Origin of the sequence: Planomonospora parontospora (genome assembly GCA_014647935.1) — a bacterium.
Classification (GTDB): Bacteria; Actinomycetota; Actinomycetes; order Streptosporangiales; family Streptosporangiaceae; genus Planomonospora; species Planomonospora parontospora.
Genome location: BMQD01000005.1, coordinates 1 through 21,236 on the forward strand (window position 1 = coordinate 1; position 21,236 = coordinate 21,236).

At 72.1% G+C, this 21,236-nt stretch carries 20 protein-coding genes and 1 tRNA gene; 6 read left to right on the forward strand and 15 right to left on the reverse strand.

Annotated elements, in window-relative coordinates; all coding sequences use genetic code 11:
• The 4 genes from IEZ07_RS09210 to IEZ07_RS09225 form a co-directional block, all read right to left on the reverse strand.
• The coding region (locus IEZ07_RS09210; protein WP_191894368.1) for a HAMP domain-containing protein at window positions 1-897 on the reverse strand (897 nt) is incomplete at its 3' end.
• Between the two features lie 12 nt (window positions 898-909).
• Window positions 910-1,890: an alpha/beta fold hydrolase gene (locus IEZ07_RS09215; protein ID WP_191894369.1), complete on the reverse strand. Its 981-nt coding sequence runs from the start codon at window positions 1,888-1,890 to the stop codon at window positions 910-912.
• 126 nt (window positions 1,891-2,016) lie between these two features.
• A complete protein-coding gene (locus tag IEZ07_RS09220; RefSeq protein WP_191894636.1) occupies window positions 2,017-3,435 on the reverse strand; it encodes a SulP family inorganic anion transporter in 1,419 nt (472 codons plus the stop codon).
• Window positions 3,436-3,984: 549 nt separating this feature from the next.
• A complete protein-coding gene (locus IEZ07_RS09225; protein WP_191894637.1) occupies window positions 3,985-4,443 on the reverse strand; it encodes a MarR family winged helix-turn-helix transcriptional regulator in 459 nt (152 codons plus the stop codon).
• 132 nt (window positions 4,444-4,575) lie between these two features.
• On the opposite strand from IEZ07_RS09225, the gene IEZ07_RS09230 reads away from it, so the two are divergent.
• Window positions 4,576-5,619 carry an SMP-30/gluconolactonase/LRE family protein gene (locus IEZ07_RS09230; RefSeq protein ID WP_191894370.1) on the forward strand — a complete coding sequence of 348 codons (1,044 nt, stop codon included), beginning with the start codon at window positions 4,576-4,578 and terminating at the stop codon, window positions 5,617-5,619.
• Window positions 5,620-5,661: 42 nt separating this feature from the next.
• On the opposite strand, the gene IEZ07_RS09235 is transcribed toward IEZ07_RS09230, so the two are convergent.
• Entirely contained in the window at window positions 5,662-6,204 is a 543-nt protein-coding gene (locus IEZ07_RS09235; RefSeq protein WP_239319958.1) for a DUF3995 domain-containing protein, read from the reverse strand.
• 222 nt (window positions 6,205-6,426) lie between these two features.
• Here IEZ07_RS09235 and IEZ07_RS09240 point away from each other — a divergent pair, with 222 nt between their 5' ends.
• The 3 genes from IEZ07_RS09240 to IEZ07_RS09250 all read left to right on the forward strand — a co-directional run bounded on the left by IEZ07_RS09240 (window position 6,427) and on the right by IEZ07_RS09250 (window position 9,405).
• Complete coding sequence (locus tag IEZ07_RS09240; protein ID WP_191894371.1) at window positions 6,427-7,794, forward strand: hypothetical protein; 1,368 nt, start codon at window positions 6,427-6,429, stop codon at window positions 7,792-7,794.
• A gap of 159 nt (window positions 7,795-7,953) precedes the next feature.
• Complete coding sequence (locus tag IEZ07_RS09245; RefSeq protein ID WP_191894372.1) at window positions 7,954-8,352, forward strand: hypothetical protein; 399 nt, start codon at window positions 7,954-7,956, stop codon at window positions 8,350-8,352.
• 240 nt (window positions 8,353-8,592) lie between these two features.
• Window positions 8,593-9,405, forward strand: a complete 813-nt coding sequence (locus tag IEZ07_RS09250) for a hypothetical protein (protein WP_191894373.1) — start codon at window positions 8,593-8,595, stop codon at window positions 9,403-9,405.
• A gap of 41 nt (window positions 9,406-9,446) precedes the next feature.
• Here the strand turns inward: IEZ07_RS09250 and IEZ07_RS09255 are convergent, their stop codons facing one another.
• The gene (locus IEZ07_RS09255; RefSeq protein WP_191894374.1) at window positions 9,447-10,415 is read right to left on the reverse strand and encodes a helix-turn-helix transcriptional regulator; all 969 of its coding nucleotides are present in this window, start codon (window positions 10,413-10,415) and stop codon (window positions 9,447-9,449) included.
• Between the two features lie 62 nt (window positions 10,416-10,477).
• On the opposite strand from IEZ07_RS09255, the gene IEZ07_RS09260 reads away from it, so the two are divergent.
• Window positions 10,478-10,864, forward strand: coding sequence for a VOC family protein (locus tag IEZ07_RS09260; protein WP_191894375.1), 387 nt, complete (start codon window positions 10,478-10,480; stop codon window positions 10,862-10,864).
• Between the two features lie 160 nt (window positions 10,865-11,024).
• Here IEZ07_RS09260 and IEZ07_RS09265 read toward each other — a convergent pair.
• A tRNA-Thr gene (locus tag IEZ07_RS09265) sits at window positions 11,025-11,101 on the reverse strand.
• A gap of 144 nt (window positions 11,102-11,245) precedes the next feature.
• Between IEZ07_RS09265 and lepB the strand changes: the two genes are divergently transcribed.
• Entirely contained in the window at window positions 11,246-11,779 is a 534-nt protein-coding gene (lepB, locus tag IEZ07_RS09270) for a signal peptidase I (protein WP_191894376.1), read from the forward strand.
• A 41-nt stretch (window positions 11,780-11,820) separates the two neighbouring features.
• On the opposite strand, the gene IEZ07_RS09275 is transcribed toward lepB, so the two are convergent.
• The 8 genes from IEZ07_RS09275 to tmk all read right to left on the reverse strand — a co-directional run bounded on the left by IEZ07_RS09275 (window position 11,821) and on the right by tmk (window position 21,109).
• Window positions 11,821-12,597: a metallophosphoesterase family protein gene (locus IEZ07_RS09275; protein WP_191894377.1), complete on the reverse strand. Its 777-nt coding sequence runs from the start codon at window positions 12,595-12,597 to the stop codon at window positions 11,821-11,823.
• Window positions 12,598-12,759: 162 nt separating this feature from the next.
• Complete coding sequence (locus IEZ07_RS09280; protein ID WP_191894639.1) at window positions 12,760-13,611, reverse strand: PSP1 domain-containing protein; 852 nt, start codon at window positions 13,609-13,611, stop codon at window positions 12,760-12,762.
• A 278-nt stretch (window positions 13,612-13,889) separates the two neighbouring features.
• A complete protein-coding gene (locus tag IEZ07_RS09285) occupies window positions 13,890-14,558 on the reverse strand; it encodes a permease-like cell division protein FtsX (RefSeq protein WP_191894378.1) in 669 nt (222 codons plus the stop codon).
• Between the two features lie 152 nt (window positions 14,559-14,710).
• Complete coding sequence (locus tag IEZ07_RS09290; protein WP_191894640.1) at window positions 14,711-15,265, reverse strand: SigE family RNA polymerase sigma factor; 555 nt, start codon at window positions 15,263-15,265, stop codon at window positions 14,711-14,713.
• A gap of 285 nt (window positions 15,266-15,550) precedes the next feature.
• Complete coding sequence (locus IEZ07_RS09295) at window positions 15,551-16,705, reverse strand: glycosyltransferase family 4 protein (protein WP_191894379.1); 1,155 nt, start codon at window positions 16,703-16,705, stop codon at window positions 15,551-15,553.
• Complete coding sequence (locus tag IEZ07_RS09300; RefSeq protein WP_191894380.1) at window positions 16,702-17,448, reverse strand: hypothetical protein; 747 nt, start codon at window positions 17,446-17,448, stop codon at window positions 16,702-16,704. The genes IEZ07_RS09295 and IEZ07_RS09300 overlap by 4 nt, the downstream gene beginning before the upstream one ends.
• Window positions 17,449-17,696: 248 nt before the next feature.
• Window positions 17,697-18,878: a DNA polymerase III subunit delta' gene (locus tag IEZ07_RS09305; protein ID WP_191894381.1), complete on the reverse strand. Its 1,182-nt coding sequence runs from the start codon at window positions 18,876-18,878 to the stop codon at window positions 17,697-17,699.
• A gap of 170 nt (window positions 18,879-19,048) precedes the next feature.
• Complete coding sequence (gene tmk / locus IEZ07_RS09310; RefSeq protein ID WP_191894382.1) at window positions 19,049-21,109, reverse strand: dTMP kinase; 2,061 nt, start codon at window positions 21,107-21,109, stop codon at window positions 19,049-19,051.
• Between the last annotated feature and the right edge of the window lie 127 nt (window positions 21,110-21,236).

Below are 21,236 nucleotides of genomic sequence, written 5' to 3' on the forward strand. Positions count from 1 at the left end.
GGCGATGCGTTCGGAGACCCGGGACAGGTGTGCGGAGGAGTCGGCCAGCGCGTCGCTGTGGTCCGTCAGCGCCGTCACCGTGGTGTGCAGGGCGTGCACCGTGTCGTCCAGCGCGCGGCCGAGGCGGCCGAGCTCGTCGCGGCGGGTCATGCCCAGGCGGACGGTCAGGTCGCCGCGGGCCACCCGGGCCAGGGCGTCCATCACGACGGTCAGCGGGCGCACCACCGAGCGGGTCACCCGGACGCTGAGCACCGCGGCCAGCAGCAGCGCGGCCGCCAGCGTGCCCCACAGCACCCGCCGGCCCGTGTCCTCCACCTGCCCGACCTCCTTCTCCAGCAGGGCGATGCGGTCGCCGAGCGACTTCTGCAGGGTCTGGGTGATCTCGACGCCCACCTCCCACGCCTCTCCGCCCGCGCCCTCGTTGATGCTGTCCATCGCCGCGGCACGGCCCTCGCGCGTGTCCTGCCGGAGCAGTTCGACGATCTTGTCGTCCTCGGCGAAGAACTTCTCCCAGGCGGGCTTCAGCTCGTCGAACCGCGCCCGCTCGGCCGGGGTCAGGTACTGCACGTGGGCGTTGTCCAGGGTGGCGAAGAGCGCCTTCTCCGTCTCCATCAGGCCCACGCGGTTGTAGGAGTCGGGCGCGGTGGCCTGCTCGCCCCCGTAGGCCCCCGCGTCGGCCACCACCAGTCCCTGCCAGCTCGTGGCGTCGGCGACGTGGTAGGCGAAGGTCTGGATGTCGTCCTCGACCCGCTCCAGCTGGTCCATCCTCGCGTTGATCTCCGCCTGGCGGTCCATCCCCCACTGGCCCGCGCCGACGGCGGCCCCGATCAGCAGGGATACCAGCAGGAAGGCGAGGCCCAGCCGTCTGCCCACTCCGAGGTCCTCGACGCGCGACATGAGGTGTTCTTCCTAACGTTGGAGATACCGGTGCTCGTCAGTCAGATCGGCCGCGGAACGCGGAAACTGAGGGCCCGGGGTCTCCGTTCTTCCCTGGCCGCCCCTCCGCCGCCACCCGGGGGAGGGGACACCGCCGAGGCGGTCGAGGAAGCCCGCGACGAGCGGGGCGATCCGGCCGAGCTCCTCCTCCAGGGCGAAGTGCCCCGTGTCGAACAGGTGCAGCTCGGCCTCCGGCACGTCCCTCAGGTAGGCCCGGGCCCCCGCCTCGGTGAAGAAGGGGTCGTTCCGGCCCCAGGTGACCAGGGTCGGCGGCCGGTGGTCGCGCAGCCACGCCTGCCACTCGGGATAGCGGGCGACGTTGCCCCGGTAGTCGAGCGCCAGCGCGATCTGCGCCTCCTTGCGGCCGGGCAGGTCGAGGAAGTGCTGGTCGAGGGTCCAGCCGCCGGGGTCGATCGACGCGAGGTCGCGCACGCCGGTCTCGTACTGCCCCCGGGTGCCCTCCAGGGTCAGCAGTGCGAGGATCTGCTCCTCCTGCCCGGGCCGGAGCGCGATGAAGTCCCGCGCCGCCGCGCTGAGCCCCTCCTCGTAGGCGTTGCCGTTCTGCACGACCAGGCCCGTGATCCGCTCCGGGTGCCGTACGGCCAGGCGGAAGCCGACCGGCGCCCCGAAGTCGAACATGTAGAGCGCGAACCGGTCCAGCCCCAGCCGCTCCACGAGGCCCTCGACCACGTCGGCGAGCCGGTCGAAGGAGTGGTCGAACCCGGCCGGGGCCTCGGTGTGCCCGAAGCCGGGATAGTCGGGCGCGACCAGGTGGTAACGGGTCCCGAGCGCGTCGATCAACCGGGTGAACTGGTGCGACGCGGACGGGAAGCCGTGCAGCAGCAGGAGCGTGGGCGCGTCCCGGGGGCCGGCCTCCCGGTAGAAGACGCGCACCCCGTCCACGTCCGCGAACCGGTGGGAGATCCTCGCCACGTCCGTCTCGGGTGCCTTCATCTCGGGCATCTCGGGTGCCTCTCGTTCGACGACCCCTCCGTTATAGCGAGCGATCTTCTAACGGGTCAATAGCTATTTATCCGTTAGAATTGTGAGACTCCCGCCGGCCGTCGGAACCGGTGCCCGTCAGTGCTCCCCGGAGAGCTCCCCGCTCAGCATGCCGTGGATCTTCGCGCTGGGCCGGTTCAGGCCGGTGATCTCCACGGTCTTGCCGCGGGCGGCGTACTTCGTCTCGATCGCGTCCAGCGCGGCCACCGAGGAGGCGTCCCAGATGTGCGCGCCGGACAGGTCGATGACCACGTGGTCCGGGTCCCCGGCGTAGTCGAACCGGTGGACCAGGTCGTTGCTGGAGGCGAAGAAGAGCTCCCCGGTGACGGCGTAGATCGCGTGACCGCCCTCGGGGTCGGTGACCGCGGTGACGTCCGCCAGCCGGGCGACCCGCCGCGCGAAGATCACCATGGCGGTGACGGAGCCGACGACCACGCCGACGGCCAGGTTGTGGGTGGCCACCACGACCGCGACCGTGGTCGCCATCACGACGGTCTCGCCGTACGGCATGCGCCGGAGCGTGGCCGGGGCGACCGAGTGCCAGTCGAAGGTGCCCACGGAGACCATGATCATCACCGCGACCAGGGCGGCCATCGGGATCTGCGAGACCCAGGGACCGAACACCACGCACAGGACCATCAGGAAGACCCCGGCGGTGAACGTCGAGAGCCTGGTCCGGGCACCGCTGGTCTTGACGTTGATCATCGTCTGGCCGATCATCGCGCAGCCGCCCATGCCGCCGAAGAACCCGGTCACGATGTTGGCGACGCCCTGGCCGACGGCCTCGCGCGTCTTGCTGGAGCGGGTGTCGGTGATCTCGTCGACGAGCTTGGCCGTCATCAGCGACTCCATCAGCCCGACCAGCGCGAACGCCAGCGCGTACGGCGCGAGCAGGGTGAGGGTGTCCAGGGTGAACGGCACGTCCGGCAGGCCGGGGACCGGCAGCGAGGAGGGCAGGGCGCCCCGGTCGCCCACGGTCGGCACGGCGATCGCGGCGCCGACGGTCAGGGCGGTCAGCGCGGCGATGGAGACCAGCGGCGCCGGGACCGCCCTGGTGAGGCGCGGGAAGAGCACCATGAGGGCCAGCGCTCCGCCCACCAGCGGGTAGACCGCCCACGGCACGTCGCGCAGCTCGGGCACCTGCGCCATGAAGATCAGGATGGCCAGGGAGTTGACGAAGCCCACCATGACGCTGCGCGGCACGAACCGCATCAGCTTCGCCACGCCGAGCGCGCCGAGCACGATCTGGATCACCCCGCCGAGGATGACGGTGGCGATCAGGTGGCCGAGGCCGTACTCACGGGCGAGCGGCGCGACCACCAGGGCGATCGCGCCGGTCGCCGCGGAGATCATCGCGGGCCTGCCGCCTGCGACGGCGATCACCACGGCCATGGTGAAGGAGGCGAACAGCCCGACGCTCGGGTCGACCCCGGCGATGATGGAGAAGGAGATCGCCTCGGGGATCAGTGCGAGCGCGACCACCAGGCCGGCGAGCATCTCGGTGCGGGCGACCTTCGGCGAGAGCCAGGCCGGGCGGGGAAGGCGCGGCCGGGGGACCGGCGGCGTCGATGGAGTCTGCAACAGTCGACCTCAGGGGTTCCGGGCGCCTCCCGGCGGACCGGAACACGCGGCATAGCACACCCGGCGGGCCCGGCGGGCCGTACCAGGGCCGCCCGTACACGTTCGCGGGCGCAGGACGGTGGGCTCCCGCGGGAATCCGCGGGCGCAGGACGGTGCGCCCGCGGACGTTCACGGGCGCAGGACGGTGGGAGAACGGCGGGCGACGGGCCGGAGCCCGGGTCACCGGCTCAGCGGATCACGGCGGACAGCAGGCGGCAGGCGGTACGGGCACGCGCGCGTCCTTCTCCTCGGAAGATCGTGGTCCACGGAGACGCGCCGTCGCGTCCACCTCGGCGGAGAGCCCGGGCATCGCCTCTGGCTCCAACGGGGAAGCCCGCAGAGGTCTTCCCGATCGCCCGCAACTTTACCCTGCCACTCCGCGGCGCTTCAGCTCAGGGACCCGGCGCCGGGGCGGACAGGATCGCCTCACGGCCTCCTCCGGCCCGGATGCCAGCTCGGACGCTCCGACTGGAGGAAGCCGGTGCAGCGGCCCAGGAGGGCGATCAGCGTCTCCCGCTCCTCCGGGGTGAACTCGGCGGCCAGGCCCCGCTCGACCCGCACCGCGCGGGCGTCCCCGTCGGCCAGTACCTCCTCGCCCTTCGCGGTGAGGCGGGTCTCCAGGATGTTCCGGTGCCATTCGTGCGGGGTGCGCTCGATGAGGCCGCTCTCCTGGAGGTTCTTGAGCACGGTGTTCATCGTCGGCGGGGTGACCGCGCACGCCCTGGCCAGCGCGGCGGCCGAGATGCCGGGGTTCTGCGCGAGGTGCAGCAGGGCCGCGTACTGCGGCACCGTCAGCCCGGCCGGTTTCAGCGCGGCGTGCTTGGCCGCGGTGAGCGCTTGTTCGGCGCGCTTGAGATGGGAGCCCAGGCGCTCGGGAACCGGCATCGACGTCACCTCTGCATGCTAACGGCCCAGAACGTTCGCCTGTTGACGGATATTAGAGTTCTAATTATCTTATCGACTCATATTGATCACAGTGTTCTCATGAAGCCGATAACGGCCGAACGGAGAGGCAGCATGTCCCGAGTTCGTCAGCCCATCGCCGTCACGGCCGCGGCCCTCGCCGCGGTGCTCTCCCTGACCCCCGCCGCCCAGGCCGTCCAGGTCACCCGGACCGCCGTGACCGCGCCGGCCGCACCGGCCGCGGCGTCCGCGGCCTCCGAGTCGCGTGTCCGGATCTCCACCGCCCACGAGCTGCCCGGTGATCGGGTCTATCCCGAGGGCATCGCCGCCGACCCGCGCACCGGAGACCTCTACGCCGGGTCCTTCACCGACGGCACGGTCTTCAGGATGACCCCGGGCCGGCGGACCGCCCAGGTCTTCCTGCCCGCGGGCGCCGACGGGCGCGACACCGCCAACGGGCTGAAGGTGGACCGGGCCGGGCGGCTCTGGGTGACCGACTCCACCACCGGGGTGTCGGTGTACGACACCCGCAGCCGCCGCCTGCTGGCCCGCTTCGAGGTCCCCGGGCAGGAGCCGAGGTTCGTCAACGACCTCGCCCTCACCCCGGACGGGAGCGCCTACCTGACCGACAGCGTGCGCGCCGTGGTCTACCGCGTCACCCCGGCGCAGCTGTCCCGGGCGGCCGGCCGTACGGCGACGCTCACCCCCGGCTTCGACCTGACCGGCGTCCTCGATCCGCGTGAACCCGGCGCGTTCAGTCTCAACGGGATCGTCGCCGGCCCCTCCGGGCGCCACCTGCTGACCGTGGACATGGTCGGCGGCGACCTCTACCGCCTCGACCCCGCCTCCGGCGCGATCGCCAGGGTCGCCCTGCACGGCGGCGACATGCTGCACGCCGACGGGCTGGAGCTGCAGGGCGGCAGGCTCTGGGTCGTGCACAACACGGACAACGCCGTCAGCCGGTGGCGGGTCACCGCGGACGGCACCGCCGCCCGGATGGAGCGGCGGGTGTCCGACGAGGCGCTACAGCTCCCGACCACGCTGGTGCGGGTCCGCGGGACGCTCCACGTGGTCCGCTCGCAGTTCGACAAGGGCGGCCCGCTGGGCGAGGGCACCCCGCGGCGGCCCTTCACCATCGCCTCGGTGCGCGGCCTCTGAGCACCGGAGGTCAGGCGGACCGCCGTCCCCGGCCTCGTGAGGTCACGCGGGCCGCCGTCCCCGGCCTCGTCCCGTGCGGGTGAGGTGCCATGCCGTCGCCGTCCACAGCAGGCCCCAGACGAGGAAGAACGGCGACCAGAGCAGCAGATCCCAGCGGGCCAGTTCGCGGGCCAGCTCGGTGTGACCGCCCGGCGGCGGCTGCAGACCGGTGAGCACCAGCGTGTCGCCGACGAATCCGTAGCCGACCGGGCCGAAGGCCCGCAGGACCATGAAGCCCCCGACCGTCCAGGTGACGGCGAGCAGGATCCGGCGTGGAACCCGCTCGCCCCACGGGCGCACGGTGGCGAGCGCGACGAGAACGCCGACGACCGCGACGGCGAACATGATCCAGTGGGCGGTCACGAACAGCGGATCACGCGCCAGCAGCCGCTGCCGCAGGTCGGGCGGTAACGGGTCCTTGTCCGCCAGCGCGTTCGCGCCCAGCGCCTGGGCCAGCTTCATCAGACCGTAGGCCGCGGTGCACACGCAGGTCCCGTACGCGGCGTACGCGAACGGTTCCCGGCGGATCCGTGCGGCGACCGTCACCGTCCCGTCCCCCTGCCCGTGCCCCGCCGCCGCACGCGGTCGAGCACCGCCAGGACGAGCAGCAGGCACACCAGCGCTGGAAAAGCCATCGCCATCACGATCATGCCGGATCAACGCGCGAGCGGGACGATCAGTGCCTGCCTGGCGTCGAGGGCTCGTCCGGCCACCGTGGGACGGCACGCCGGTGATCGGTACGCTCACGGGCGGGGAAAGGGGACGTCCATGCTTCTCGCCGTCGCGGCCGCGGCCGGGCTGACCTGGTGGCTCGGGTTCTACGTGATCGTGCGGGACCCGCGGGAACGCGGACCGCGCCGGGCGGGACTGGGACTGCTGGCCTACGGCCTCGCGCTGGCGGTCGGGCAGGTACGCGCCGTCCTGGAAGACGCCGGGGCCGAGGCATCAGGTGAGGCGCCGGTCGGTGCGCTGACCGGGATCGAGGGCGTGCTGGCCGGGGCCGAGGGCGTGCTGATCCACCTGCCGGTGCTGCTGTGGACCGGCGCCGTGCTGACGCTGGTCCCCGGGAGCGAGCGGCTGGACCGGGCCTGGTCGAGAGGGGTCGTCCCGGTCACGCTCGTCGCACTCGCCTGGCTGGTGCTCTCCGGTCAGGGTGCGGAGGCGGACGTCGCGGTGCGGGCGGTGACCGGCGTGCTGCTGCTGGCTCCGTTGGCCGGGGTGCTGGTGCTGCTGGTGCGGGCCAGGCCGCCCCGGATCGGTCCGCTGGCGGCGGTCGCCACCCTGTTCTTCGGGCTGGGCGCGGCGCTGCTGGTGTTCCCCCTGCCCGGACCGGCCGGGCTGCTCGCCGTACTGGCCATCGACGTGGACATGGCCCTGCTGGGCGTGGCCATCGCGATGTCCAGCGCGTTCCAGGCGGGCGAGGCGCTCTGGCGCGACATGCTGCGTTCCCTGCTCGGGGCGGCGGTCGTGGCGGGCGCGACGGGCGGGCAGGTGGCTCTGGCCATCGTGCTCGGCGAGCCCACGCCCGCCCTGGCGGCGCTGCTCTTCGGGGTGGTCGCGGTGGCCGTGGCCGCGCAGACGCTCGCCGGACCGGTGCACCGGGCCCTGGACCGAATCGCCTTCCCCGGCGACCCGGAGATCAGGCGTGAGCGAGCCGAGCTGCGAGACTCCTCCGAGGCGCTGCCCCGCCGCGAGCAGGGCCCGCCGCCGCTGGACGAGGCCGAGTTCACCCGCCTGACGCGACGCGCCCTGGCGGGCTACGGCGATCTGGGCAAGCTCGCCGCCAGCCCGCTCGCCAACCTGCCGGTGATCGACGAGCGGATCACCGGGGACAGCCCCCTGGAGCGGGCCGCCGAGCTGCGCCGCCTGCTGCTGGAGAGCATCCAGCGGCTCAAGCCCCGGGACGGCGAGTCCGGCACCAGCGAGGAGTGGCGGTTCTACAACGTGCTCTACTTCCCCTACGTCCGAGGGCTGCGGCCCTACCGGCGCGGGGCGGTGCGCGACGGGCTCACCCCGGAGGACCGGAGGGCGTTCGACTGGTTCCTCCGCGAAGTCCCCGAACGCACGCTCTACAACTGGCAGAACGCGGCGGCCAAACTCGTCGCCGACGACCTCCGTACGGGAAATCGGCAGTGAATGGCAGTGCCGTGTCTGCAGTTGGCAGCGGGTGAGGCGGTGTGCTGAGGGCGTCCGAAGCCGACGCACTCACGAGGCACTCGCAGAGGCGTTCACGGACGCGTTCACGGACGCGTTCGCAGACGTGTCCGCGAAGGCCGCGCACCGAAGGAGAGACCGATGACCGCGACCGCCGTTCCCACCCGCCGCACCCCCTTCCTGACCCGGGCGCTGCAGGCCGACACCGTCCTCACCGGAGGGTTCGGGATCATCCTGGCCGCCGCCGCGACCCCGCTGGCCGACCTGCTCGGCCTCCCCGAGCCGCTGCTCCGCTGGGCCGGGATCGTCCTGCTGCCGATCACCGCGTTCCTCGCCTACCTGGCGACCCGTCCGGTTCCCCCCACGCGGGGCGTCCAGACGGTGATCGCGATCAACGTGCTGTGGACCGTCGACAGCATCGCGCTGCTGTTCACCGGCTGGGTCGACCCGAACCCGCTCGGCGTCGCCTTCGTCGTGGCCCAGGCCCTCGCGGTCGCCGCCTTCGCCGAGCTCCACTACATGGGGCTGCGCCGCAGGTGACGCCCCGGCCCGGTGCGGTTCCCGGGCCCCGGCAGGCGGACTCCCGGTTCGCCCGCCGGGGCCTTGCCGTGCGGGCGGGAGACCGCACGGCCGCCATCCGTCGCCCGTGGACACGCGGACCCCGAAGTCCTCAGCTCGCAGCGGCTCCCTGGATCAGTCCGCGGACCCGGCGCCACGAGACACATCCGTGATCAAGGGCCGACAGGATTTCAGTCCCATACCGACCGAAAAGGACCATCCGTGAAGCGAGTGATCGCGGGCGTCGCCGCAGCCGTCGTCACCACGTTCGTGGCGGCGACGCCTGCCCAGGCGTCCTCCGCAGACCCGGTCAAGGCGCTGAAGAGCCAGTTCACCGCGGGCAAGGGGGTGAAGTTCACCGACGTCACCACGACGACCGAGTTCGCCGGGAGCACCTCCTTCCTCAAGCGCACCGGCTCCTTCCAGTTCGGCAGGACCGGCATCGTCGCCTCCGACGTCACCGCGAAGCTCACCACCGACGAGCTCTCCTGGGTATCCCCCAGCGTCCTGTGGCGGCTGGGGGAGTCGGAGCGGACCATCCGGATCGGCACCGACAGCTACTACTCCGGCAGCGTCTGGAAGCCGTCGAAGGGCAAGACATGGATCAAGCACCCGGACGGCATGACCGCCGGCCTCAGCGGTTGGTCCAGCCAGGTGGTGAACGCGGCCGAACCGGCCACCCTGAAGGCCCTGATCACCAGGGGGAAGCGGACCGGGCGCACCTACTCGGGAAAGATCAGCTTCGGCGCGCTGGAGAAGATCTCCCCCTGGCTGCGGAATGCCGATCTGATCAAGATGTCCGCGGAGGAGAAGACCGAGGTGCTGCGCTTCACGCTCACCCTGGGCACCGACGGGCTCCCGCAGCGGCTGGTCACCGTCTACCCGCAGCAGACCCACGGCGGGAGGGAGGCAGGGCACGAGGACCGGCGGCTCAGCGTGGAGACCCACTACACCGGGTGGGGCAGCCGGGTGTCGATCAAGGCGCCGCCGGCGGGCAAGGCGGACCTCATGAAGAAGCCTGCCTGGATGAAGTGAGCGAAAGCCCCCACCGGGATCAGATGGGGCCTTTACAGCGCCTACTGCGAGGACCGGCCTCCCCCGTTGTCCTCGAGCAGTTCCCGGGTACGGCGCAGCAGAGCCTCCCGGACGTCGTCCGGGGAGAGGACCCGTAGCGGGGTACCGAGGCCGAGGAGGTACCGGGCGAGCTCGTCGGCGTCGTTGGCGCCGATTTCGACGATGGTGGCGTCGGGCCCGTCCGGGTGATGGGTGCCGATCGTCGGCGGGACCAGCCGCAGGGCCTGGTCCATGGGGTGCGGGAGCCGGACCCTCCCGTAGAGGGGGTACACGACGCTCGCGATGCCCCGGGAGACGAGGAGGGCCGGGTCGGGCGGGTCGGCGAGTTCGACCGGCTGTCCGGTCGGCTGCACTCGCACCACCCGGTCGGCCCGGAACGTCCGCCACTCGTCCCGGGCCACGTCCCGGGCGACGAAATACCAGCGGAGGCCCGTGCGCACCAGGCGGTAGGGGTCGACGTCCCGGACACTGCCCTTGCCCGCGTGGTCGCGGTACGACAGACGGGTGCGCTCGCCACCGCGGCAGGCGGCGGCCAGCTCCAGCAGCACGCCGGGGGAGATCTGACGCCCCTCGGGCCGAGGGGTGTGGACGAAGGTGGCGTCCATCTCATCCAGCCGGTCCGCGATCCGGGGCGGCAGGACCTGCCGCAGTTTCAGCAGCGCCGACACCGCCGCCTGGTCGCTGCCGAGGACACCGCTGAGCGCGGCCTCGCGCAGTGCGACGGTCACGGCGAGCGCCTCCTCGTCGTCGAGGACCAACGGCGGCACCCGGGTACCCCCGCCGAGGCGGTAACCGCCCCAGGGCCCGGGGTCGGACTCGATGCAGTAGCCGAGGTCCCGCAACCGGGCGACGTCCCGCCGCACCGTGCGTCCGGTGACCGCCATCCGCTCGGCCAGTTCGTGGCAGGTCCAGGTCGGCCGTGCGGACAGCAGCGAGACCAGGCGCAGCAGGCGGGCGGAAGTGCTGATCACATCCACAGTGTTCCCCATGACCAGGACCGAACCTGTCCTGGTCCCGTCCTAGTGTCCCTCCCATGAGTACCGGAACCACGACCGCACCGGCGATCCGTTTGCTGTCCATCGACTTCGACTGCCCGGACCCCGCCGAGCTGTCCCGTTTCTACGGCGAGGCCCTCGGCCTGCCCGTCGTCTACTCCAGCGACGACTTCGTCCTGCTCGGCCGGGAGGGTGCGCCGGGACTGGGTTTCATCCGGGTCGCCGACTACCGGCGTCCGACCTGGCCGGACCCTTCCCAGGGGAAGCAGGCGCACATGGAACTGGGCGTCGACGACCTGGAGGCGGCTCAGGCGCGGATGCTGGCCCTGGGCGCCGTGGAGCCCCCCGTCCAGCCGCACCCCGAGGAGCGGAGGGTCCTGCTGGACCCCGCCGGCCACCCGTTCTGCATCTCCACGCAGAGCTGAGCGTCACCGGCCGGCGACGACCACGGCCCGCCTCGCCCCCGCGTCCAAGGCTCTTCGGTTCCCGATGCTGAGGCCGTGGTCACGCAACCGGACACCCAGAGACAGTCACGCAGTCGGAAACGCAGAGACCCCCACCGGGAACCGGTGGGGGTCTCTGACCTGGAGCCGCCTTGGGGAATCGAACCCCAGACCCCTTCATTACGAGTGAAGTGCTCTGGCCGACTGAGCTAAGGCGGCGTGCCACGCGTGTGCCGCATGGCTTACGGAAGTCTACACGGTCCCGGAGGGTCCCCGCGCCTCCGGATCACCCGATCAGGACACGACCGCTCCCGGCGAGGGCCGCCCTGTCCCCCTGGAACCGATTGCTCCGATAATTACACGATGATCCGCCTCCGGCTCTCCCTCCTGCTCGTCGTTCCCCTGATCACAGCGCTGTCAGGTTGCGGCTTCATGGCCGACCGCCTGATCTCCAAGGCCTCCGGCAAGGAGGTCATCCGCGCGGTCGGTGAGTCGATGGAGCCCACGATCAAGAAGAACAGCCTGGTGACCGTCAGGACGGTCCACGGCGGCTACGCGCCGAAGGTCGGGGACGTCGTCGTCTTCGACGCGGCCCAGTGGGGGATCGAAGGCTGGATCCTCCAGCGCGTCATCGGTGTCCCGGGAAGCTTCGTCCAGTGCTGCGACGCGGACGGGCGGCAGCTGCTGAACGGCAGCCCCCTCGAAGAGCGCTACCTGCCCGCGGATGTCCACCAGCACCCTTTCGGCCCGGTGACGGTCCCCGCCGGACGGCTGTGGATCGAGGGCGACAACCGCAGGGTCTCCCTCGATTCGAGGTCGCACCTCGACGCTCCCGGAGGCGGCACCATCGCGGTGTCCGACGTCATCGGAGTCGTCGAACTGGAAGCCCCCGAGTAGGAGCCCGCCGCGAAACCCTCGACGGGGGGTGGACCGGAGCCTCAGCCGGAGGCCGGTCCGGCCGGGACGAGTTCCTTCAGGACGCCGTCCGCTCCGAGTTCGAGGACCGCCACCGTGTCCGCCGGGGCGGTGCCGTGCCGCACCTGGGACAGGCAGACCACGTCCGTCGCGCCGATCCGCTCCCGGTACGGCACGTGCATGTGGCCGCAGACGTGCACCTGCGGGTTGAGCGCGTCGGTCAGCATGCGGATGCGGTCGCAGCCCACGGCCGTCTTGCCGTGGTGGCGGTAGGCCAGGCCGACCGGCCAGTCGTGGGTGATCAGCAGGTCGATCCGCCGGCCGCGCGCCTGGCGGAGCAGGTGGTCGACGTGCGGCCGGGTGAAGTAGCCGTACTCCTTCAGCCGCTCCGGGGTGATCGCGGGCGGCTCCGCGGGCTCGCTGAAGTGCCTCGAGTAGATCCCGGACAGGAACGCGACCCGGAGCCCGCCGATCTCCGTCACGCCGGAGCGCCCCAGGAAGTGGAAGCCGGGCGCCCACTCGCCGGGGCCGTGCTCGTCGAGCGCCGGCCAGGGCTCGTGGTTGCCGCCGATGAAGTACAGCGGGGCGCTCATCACCTGCAGGCCGGCGGCGAACCGGGGGAAGTCCCCGACCTTGCGGTACTTGGCGGGACCGGCCACGCCCAGGCTCTCGGCCTCGTCGCGGTTCGGCTCGGCGTCCCCGACGCTGAAGACGGCGTCCACGGGACCCGCGTGCCGCCGGATCATCGCGTCGGCCAGGGTGAAGTCGGCGTGGATGTCTCCGATGACCGCGAATCTCATGGGCCGAAGCATGACGAGCCGCCGTTCCCACGGGCAACCGGATTTAGCTTTGTATGGCGCCCAGCCCTCCTGCGATCCGCCGTTCCACACCCTCGTCGAGATTGCTCGAAACGCGGTTTCAGCGTCCTGGATCCAACGACAAGTGCATGATCGAAAGAGGCGTCAGCTTTCCGGATCGGCCTCCGCGACCGCGACCGCTCCGCCGTACATCGTGTCGTGCTGCTTGCGCGGCGAGCAGACCGAGGCGGAGGGGCAGGCGCAGCGGCGCCCGCCGTCGTCCAGGCGGACGACGACCGAGTCGGAGGGGACGTTGCGCCCCACCACGGTCCCCGAGCCCTCCGGCGTGTCGACCTTCAGACCGAGCCGGGGCATCCTGGTGTGCGCCTCGGTGTAGAGCGGGTGCTCGTACTTCAGGCAGCACATCAGCCGTCCGCAGGCCCCCGCGATGCGCAGCGGGTTGACCGGCAGGTCCTGGTCCTTGGCCATCCGGACGGAGACCGGCTCGAAGTCCTTGAGGAAGGTCGCGCAGCACAGGTCGCGCCCGCAGGGGCCGATGCCGCCTTGGAGCCGGGCCTCGTCGCGGGGCCCGATCTGGCGGAGCTCCACCCGGGCCCGGAGGTTGCGGGCCAGGTCGCGGACGAGCGCGCGGAAGTCGACGCGGTGCGGGGCGGAGAAGTAGACCGTGTAGACGCCGGTCGAGTCGAGGTAGTCGACGCCGACGACCTTCATCGGCAGCTCGTGCCGCTTGATCAGACGCTTGGAGACGCTCCGGGCCTCGGCGCGGCGGCGCTTGTTGGCCTCGTCGCGGGCGAGGTGCTCCTCGGTCGCGATCCCTTCGCAGACCGGCAGGCCGCCGACGTCCTCACTCGTCCACTGCGGCGCCCACACGCACTCGGCCACCTCCGGCCCGGCCTCGGTGGGCACGAGCACCTTGTCGCCGACCTTGGGGCTGTGCCCGCCGGGATCGAGGTAGTACAGCCGACCGTAACGGGTGAAGCTCACAGCCATGATCATGCTCATGCGACTCCCGGATCCACGCTCGGAGTACGGCTACCGCCCACCCTACGCGCCCCCGCCGTCCCGGTGGGATAACACGCAATCCGGGACGGTCCACAGCGAACCGCCTCCCGGACGGCGAGGAGGGCTCGCAGTCGGGCACCACCGGCGACGCAGGGTCCGGAGACGGCCCCCGCACCCGCCGGAAGCCGCCGCTCGTCCTCGGCCCCGCCGCTCCGAGGACGGCACTCGACGGAAGGGGCGGTCGTCCACAGGGTGTGGACGACCGCCCCCGGTCAGCACTCCTCCCTGTGGAGCAGGCAGAACGAGTCGAAGACGTTGGAGATGCCGGGGAGTCCTGCCACGGCCTTCCTCACCTTCTCCGACATCCGGCGGTCGGCGGGATCCACGATCCACACCCGGAAGGACTCCGGCAGGTCCTCCATCCGAATCGCGCTGAGCAGCACCGTGTTCTCCCGGTTCTCCGCCGTGAACTTCGCGTAGGCCGTGCGCATGTCCTCGAAGACGACGGCCTCCACCTCCGGGAGCGCGTCGAGCGTCCGCCGGATCTCCTCCTTGCCGGTCTCCGTCACCTCGTCGCCCGCACACTGCGGGAAGGGATCATGGGCCTTGCAGAGGAAGACCGAGATATGCGCCATGCCGGTCCGTTCGGGAGCGGCCCCGGCCATGGCCATGGCGATGATGTGCTCCTTCGTCAGCTCGGGGCCGGTCGGGCCCGGCAGCGCCACCCGCGCGGCCGTGAAGGTCGCGACGGTCACCGCGGCAGCCGTCGCGACCGCGGCGAGCAGCACGGGGATCCCGGCCCGGCGGCGAGCCGGGACGACGAGTGACGACGGGATCCGGATCCGGCGACGGGCCGGGGCGGCGGGCAACGGGCGGACCTCGGAGGCGGTCACGGCGGCCCCTGCCAGGGCGTCGCGCAGGCGCTCCTCCACAACGGACATCGAACCCTCCTCGGACTTGCGGTCTCCAGTGACGGACGTCGAGCCCTCCTCGGACGGGTGATCTCCAATGGCGGCCGCCGGATCCTGCTCGAAGGCACGGTTTCCGGCGGCGGACGCCGGGCCCCACTCGGACGGACGGTCTCCGGTGGCGGTCATGATTCCTCCCCGAGCTTGCGGGCGAGCGCGGCCAGGCCGCGGGCGAGGGTGGACCGGGCGGTGCTCGCACCGACCCCCATGGTCTCGGCGATCTCCAGGTCCGACAGGTCGAGGTAGTAGCGGAGCACCAGCGCCTCCCGCTGCCTGCCGGGCAGGTCGCGCAGGGCGACGAGCACCTCCCGGCGCTCCTCGCCGAGCAGCGCGGCGTGCTCGGCGGACCAGACCGGCGGCTCGTACGGCACGGCCCGACGGAACGCGACCGCCCGGCGGCGCAGCACGGAGCGGGCCCCGTTCAGCACGGCCGAGCGGATGTAGGTCAGCGCCCTGTCCGGGTCACGCAGGCGGCGCCACCCGGCGTGGGTCCGGGTGAACGCCTCCTGGACGACGTCCTCGGCCGTGGCCTGGTCGCCCACCATGAGCAGCGCCAGCCTTACCAGCCCGAGGTGGTGCTCGGCGAACAGCCCCGCGACGTCGACGCGGTCCCTGGCCAGCGGTTCCCCGTGGGAGAGCAGCTCTATCTCGGGTTCCGGGGTCGTCCCCGACAATGACATGGTCACGTCACAGAGACGCCGGACCGGCCCGTCTGCTGCTCCGCCCACCGGAATTCCCCGAATCTCCGCCCACCGGACGCCGCCGGACCCCGCCCGCCTCCGGCCGATCCGCCTCGCACGAACCCGGCCCACCGGACGCCGCCGGACCCCGCCCGCCTCCGGTCGATCCGCCTCGCACGAACCCGGCCCGCCGCCCGGATCCGCCGATCCGCCCCACACCGGTCCAGCTCACCGGCCCGGCTTCACCGGCTCAACCCGCCGGCCCGGCTTCACCGGCTCACCGCCTCAGCCCGCCAGCTCCGCGAAGGTCTCCTCCCAGCGGTCCGCGATCATGGTGATGTCGTAGCCGCGGGCCGTCTCCAGGGCGTTGGCGGCCATCCGGCGGCGGCCCTCCTCGTCCTCGATCATCGCCAGCAGCCCTTCGGCGAGGGCGTCGACGTCGTCAGGCGGGACGAGCAGCCCGTCGCGGCCGGGGGTGATGATCTCCCTCGGCCCCCGGGGGCAGTCGAAGCTGACCACCGGCACCCCGCACGCGAACGCCTCGATGATGGTCATGCCGAAGCCCTCGAAACGGGAGCTGACCGCGTGGATCGAGGCCTTGGCCAGCTCGCCTTCGATGTCGCCGGTCGGCCCCATGAAGGCGACGTTGTTGTGCAGGCGCAGCTTCACGGCCAGCCTAACCAGCTTGTCGGAGACCCGGCCCTCGCCGTAGATCCGCAGCCGCCAGTCCGGCCGGACCTCGACGACTCTGGCGAACGCCTTCAGCAGCCGGTCGTAGCCCTTGACCGGCACCAGCCGCCCGGCGGCCAGCACGATCCGGTTCTCCTGCCGGGAGCGCGGGCGCGGCCCGCCGGCCAGCCCGTTGCCGATGGTGAACACCCCGGTCCGCGACCCGCCGAGCATGGCCCGGTAGTCCCGCTCGTCGGCCTCGGTGAGGGTGACGACCGCGTCCAGCTCCGGGTACCACCGCCGGATCTCCTCGAACAGACCGGGCTTGTGGGCCTCGAAGTGCAGGTGCTCCTGGGCGATCTTGACGACCCGGCGGCGCGCGAAGCGGGCGGCCATGATGTTGAGCCCGGCCCGCGTGGTCACCAGCACGTCGGTGCGGAGCCGGCGCAGCTCCCGCCGGAGCACCTCGTCGCTCCAGGCGCTGAAGGAGGTGTAGGCGCGCTCCTCCGGGTGGACCAGCGCGCTGGGCTCCCCGCTCAGCCGCTCCGCCCTCCTCGCGTACGGCCAGCGGACCCTGGCCCCCTCCCGCAGGTCCACCAGCGCGCGGAGCCGGACCTCCGGCCCCAGCGGGAGGAACGGCTCGTCGGCGTGCCGGAAGACGCTGATCACCTCGACGTCGTGCCGGGCGGACAGCTCGGTGGCCAGGTCGAAGGTGGCGCGGATCGTGCCGCCCATGCCGTAGGCGTTGAGGATCAGGAACGAGACCTTCACTCGCCCTCCCCCTCCTCCACCGTGCAGGCGACGGCCAGCGCGTCGGTGTCGGTGAAGTACGGCCGGACCCGCACCCGGTCCACGTGCTGCGCGGGGAAGCGCACCTTCTCCTTCTTGCCCGGGACGTCGTCGAGCCGGGCGGCCAGCGCCAGCCGTACCTCTCCGACCTGCACGAACAGGTCCCAGAAGACCCTCCGCCTGGTCTGTCCCGCGACCATCGGCCCGATCCGGAGGATGCCGGTGAAGCGCCGCCCGGAGAACGCGGCGCCGCCGTCCGTCTCCGGCCCTTTCCTGGCCGCGGCCACGAGCCGGACCGGGCCGACGGGCGGCTCACCGTAGGCGAGGACCCCCTCGACCTCGATCGTCCCGTCCCCCGGATCGACCCGGGTCACCTCGACGTACGGCCGGACCTCGCGCACCATCAGCGCCAGGGTCCCCGCGGGGGTCCGGAACGCCCGGATCTCCCTGTCCCGCGGCCTCGCGGCGTACGCGACCATCCCGTCGAGCGAGAACCCCGGGTCGTCGGTGGCGATGGGCGCGCCGTGCTTCGACACCGTCCACATCCCCGCGGCGAGTCCGGTCAGATCGGTGCCGGACCGTTCCTCCCCGGTCTCCGCGTGCCGCAGGACGATCTCCCCGTCGTCCGGTTCCGGCCACTCGATCCTCAACCTGTCCTCGTCGTCCACCCGGCTCGTGACCGCCCGCCCCACCCCGGACGGAACCACCTCGCGACGCGCTCCCATGCCGACCAACAGCCCCCTGGCCCTCTCCGCTCATCCCCGTAGAGCAGGACACGCTTTGGATGATTTATAACGAATCCGTTTAGTTTTGCTGGGATTCTAACGATCTCTTCCTGAGCTTTGAGGGTGGTTAACCCGAATTGGTTCCATTTACCGGGAAAACACGAAAAGGGACCGTCCGGTAACGGACGGTCCCTTTCCTGATAGGTATTCAGCAGATGAGAGGGCCCTGCGGGCGGGCCTGGAGACCCTCAGAGGCGCGGGCTCCGCAGGGAGAGCGTCATCGCCTCGACGGCCATCTGCGGGTTGACGTTCGCGGCCAGCCGCCGCCGGCACAGCATGATCGCGTCGATCCTGCGCAGGGTGTCCTCCGGGGAGGAGGAGCGGGCCAGCGTGTCGAGCTCGGCCCGGCGGTCGTCGTTCGCCAGTTCCACAGGCGCGCCGAACTGCACCGCCAGCACGTCGCGGTAGAGCGCCACCAGGTCGAGCAGAGCCGCGTCGATGACGTCGCGCTTGGTCCGGGTGGCCCGTGACTTCTGCCGGTCCTCCAGGTCCTTCAGCGCCCCGGCGCCGCCCCGGACGAGCCCCTTGTTGAGCCCCTTGCCGGTGGAGCCCTCGCCGTAGACCTTGCGCAGTTCGGCGGTCTCCGCCTCGTTGAGGACCGAGGTGACCGCGGCGGCCTCCTCGTCGGCGGTCTTCACCAGCCGCTCGGCCGCCGCCACGCACTCGCCCACCCCGGTCAGCGACGCCGGGATGGACAGCACGTCCTCGCGCCGCCTGCGGGCCTCGGCGTCCAGGGCCAGCCTGCGGGCCCGGTCGAGGTGGCCCTGCGCGGCCCTCGCGGCGAAGGCCGCCGTCTCCGGCGGCACGTTCTCCCGGGTGGCCAGCACGTGGGCGACGGCGGCGGTGGGCGGGGTGACGAGAGTGACCACCCGGCACCGGGACCTGATGGTGATCATCATGTCGTCCGGGGAGGGCGCGCAGAGCAGCCAGACCGTCCTCGGCGGCGGCTCCTCGATCGCCTTGAGCAGGGCGTTGGAGGCGCCCTCGGTGGCCCGGTCGGCGTCCTCGAACAGCACGACGCGCCAGCCGCCCAGCGTGGGGGCGCCGGCCGCGCGGAGGATGAGCCGCCGGGTGTCCTTGACGCCGTACGAGAGTCCCTGCGGGCGGACGACCTCCAGGTCGGGATGGGAGCCGATCGCCACCTGGTGGCACACGTCGCAGTGACCGCAGCCCTGCTCCGAGCAGAACAGCGCGGCCGCGAAGGCCCGCGCGGCCTCCTCGCGGCCGGATCCGGGCGGCCCGGTGAACAGCCACGCGTGGGTCATCCCCGATCCGCGGCCCCCCGCCAGGAGCTCTGCACCGGCCGCGGCGGCCCGGCGGAGCGTCCCGGCCGCCCGCTCCTGGCCCACAAGGTCATCGAAGACTCCCACGCCGTCAAACCTACCGCCGGCGGCACGGGGATCCACCGGGGATCGGACCGTGCGAACCGGGCCGTGCACACAGGACCGTGCGAACCGGGCCGTGCGCACAGGAGCGGGTGCGCGGCCGTACGGGCCGGAGCGGAGGGCCGGGCCGTACGGTCCCGGGCGGGCGAACGGGGTCAGTCGCGGATGGCCGGCATGGTCCCGGTGACGTCCTCGGCCTCCCTGGGCACCGGGTCGGGCAGCACCTCGCGCACCCGGTCCTGGATGAGCCGGGAGATCTCGTCCTGCGCCAGTGTCCCGTCGACCACCAGGTAGCGGCCCGCGTCGGCGGCGGCCAGGGCGCGGAACTCCCGGCGGACCCGCTCGTGGAACTCCAGCGGCTCGGACTCGATCCGGTCGGCGGCCCCGCCCAGCCGGGTCAGGCCGACCGAGGGCGGGGTGTCGATGAGCACGGTCAGGTCGGGCACGAGACCGCCGGTGGCCCAGTCGTTGACCCGCGCCACGTCCTCCGGGTCCAGCGCCCGGCCCGCCCCCTGGTAGGCCAGCGACGAGTCCACGTAGCGGTCGGAGACCACCATCGCGCCTCGGTGCAGTGCCGGCCGGATGACCTTCTCCACGTGCTCCGCCCGGTCGGCCGCGTACAGCAGCGCCTCCGAGCGGGCCGACAGTCCCTGGTGCACGGCGTCCAGCAGGATCGCCCGCAACCGCATGCCGACCTTGGTCGACCCCGGCTCCCGCGTCTGCACCACGTCGAAGCCCTGGTCGCGCAGCCAGATCGCCAGCAGCCGCGACTGCGTGGTCTTCCCCGAGCCCTCACCGCCCTCGAACGCGATGAACATCCCCCGCGGCTCCTCGGCGCCCTCCGGCGTGAGCCTCCTGCCGCGCACCGCCGCGAACAGGTCGGCGGCGATCGGGACGCCCCGGCGGTCGTCCATCTGCCGCAGGGCGAGCAGGCCCACCCCGGCCGCGATCAGCGCGCCCACCACGAGCACCAGGTTGGAGCCGTCGATCCGGTAGACCGGCTCGCCGCCGACCGAGACCTCGTGCTCGCCGTACAGACCGGCCAGCGCCGGCGCGACCGTGACGACCAGGAGCAAGGTGACCCGGGCGAGCGACTGCAGGAAGGAGAACGTACGGCCCCGCAGGTGGTCTTCCACCTCCAGCCCGATCATGGTGTAGCCGATGATCCAGGCGATCCCCGCGCACGCGCCGAGCAGCACGGCCAGCAGGACCACGATGACCAGGTTGTGGATGAGCGCGATCGCGGCCAGGACCAGCCCGGCCGCGACGATCGAGAGCCCGAACAGCCGGCGCCGGGAGAGCCCGCGCAGCAGCCGGGGGCCGAAGAACATGCCCGACGCCATGCCGGCGAAGACCGCTCCGAACACCACGCCGTAGGCCGCGTCCCCGCCGCCCAGCGCCCCCACGTAGATCTTGGCCACGCCGACCACCGCGCCGCCGGCGGCGAACGCGCCGATCATGCCGATGACCAGCCCGCGGACCAGCCGATCACCGCCGACGAACCGCCAGCCCTCGATGATCTGCCGGAGCACCGACGGCGTGGTGACCGCGGTGACGTTCCTCCTGGGGATGTCCCGGAGCGTGAAGATGAGGAACGCCGACGCGAGGTACGCCAGGGCGTTCACCAGCAGCGCCAGGTGGGTGTCGCGCCCGTCGAGGTACGGCACGAGGGCGCCCAGCGCGTCGCCCGCGACCGACAGCACCGCGAAGAGGAGCGCGGCGACCGGGGCGGTGCCGTACGTGACCAGCAGGTTGAGCTGGTTGGCCTCCTCCAGCCGCTCCTTGGGCACCAGGTTGGGCACCGTGGCGTCCTTGGCCGGCACCCAGAAGAGGTTGACGCACTCGACCAGGAAGGTGGCGACGAGCAGCCACTGGTAGCCGGCGTCCGTCAGGGGGATCGAGAGGACCAGGGCGAACCGCGCCAGGTCCGCGGCGAACATCGTCAGCCGCCGGTCGAACCGGTCGGCGAACGCGCCCGCGAGCGGCCCCAGCACGATGGCCGGGAGCATCTTCACGACGAAGACGCCGCCGATGGCCAGGCTCTGCGTCCGGTAGTCCCCGGCGGTGAGGTTGCCCGCCAGCGCGGTGAGCGCCAGCAGGTTCAGCCAGTCGCCGAGGCTGCACACCGACATGGCGGTCCACAGCCTGCGGAACGGGGCGTTGGCCAGCACGTGGGGGGGCTTGCGGCGCGCGGTGCTCCGGCCAGGGGAGGTCATGACGCCAGGGTATCCGGGTGCCCGCCGGGCAGGGGAAACATGAGCCGGACTGATATACCGGTCCGCGCGTCACATCAGGCCGCTCCACCCGCCCGGCTGCGCACGGCCTCTCCTCCGGTGAGGCGTC

What these genes read in the sequence shown, in the direction of transcription:
- IEZ07_RS09300 (WP_191894380.1), bottom strand. Translation starts at nt 17,448, where the DNA reads ATGGGAGCGCGTCGCGAGGTGGTTCCGTCCGGGGTGGGGCGGGCGGTC.
- IEZ07_RS09260 (WP_191894375.1), top strand. Translation starts at nt 10,478, where the DNA reads ATGAGTACCGGAACCACGACCGCACCGGCGATCCGTTTGCTGTCCATC.
- IEZ07_RS09290 (WP_191894640.1), bottom strand. Translation starts at nt 15,265, where the DNA reads ATGTCATTGTCGGGGACGACCCCGGAACCCGAGATAGAGCTGCTCTCC.
- IEZ07_RS09285 (WP_191894378.1), bottom strand. Translation starts at nt 14,558, where the DNA reads ATGTCCGTTGTGGAGGAGCGCCTGCGCGACGCCCTGGCAGGGGCCGCC.
- IEZ07_RS09240 (WP_191894371.1), top strand. Translation starts at nt 6,427, where the DNA reads ATGCTTCTCGCCGTCGCGGCCGCGGCCGGGCTGACCTGGTGGCTCGGG.
- IEZ07_RS09245 (WP_191894372.1), top strand. Translation starts at nt 7,954, where the DNA reads ATGACCGCGACCGCCGTTCCCACCCGCCGCACCCCCTTCCTGACCCGG.
- IEZ07_RS09230 (WP_191894370.1), top strand. Translation starts at nt 4,576, where the DNA reads ATGTCCCGAGTTCGTCAGCCCATCGCCGTCACGGCCGCGGCCCTCGCC.
- IEZ07_RS09225 (WP_191894637.1), bottom strand. Translation starts at nt 4,443, where the DNA reads ATGCCGGTTCCCGAGCGCCTGGGCTCCCATCTCAAGCGCGCCGAACAA.
- IEZ07_RS09215 (WP_191894369.1), bottom strand. Translation starts at nt 1,890, where the DNA reads ATGAAGGCACCCGAGACGGACGTGGCGAGGATCTCCCACCGGTTCGCG.
- tmk (WP_191894382.1), bottom strand. Translation starts at nt 21,109, where the DNA reads ATGACCTCCCCTGGCCGGAGCACCGCGCGCCGCAAGCCCCCCCACGTG.
- IEZ07_RS09275 (WP_191894377.1), bottom strand. Translation starts at nt 12,597, where the DNA reads ATGAGATTCGCGGTCATCGGAGACATCCACGCCGACTTCACCCTGGCC.
- IEZ07_RS09280 (WP_191894639.1), bottom strand. Translation starts at nt 13,611, where the DNA reads ATGATCATGGCTGTGAGCTTCACCCGTTACGGTCGGCTGTACTACCTC.
- IEZ07_RS09220 (WP_191894636.1), bottom strand. Translation starts at nt 3,435, where the DNA reads ATGCTCGCCGGCCTGGTGGTCGCGCTCGCACTGATCCCCGAGGCGATC.
- lepB (WP_191894376.1), top strand. Translation starts at nt 11,246, where the DNA reads ATGATCCGCCTCCGGCTCTCCCTCCTGCTCGTCGTTCCCCTGATCACA.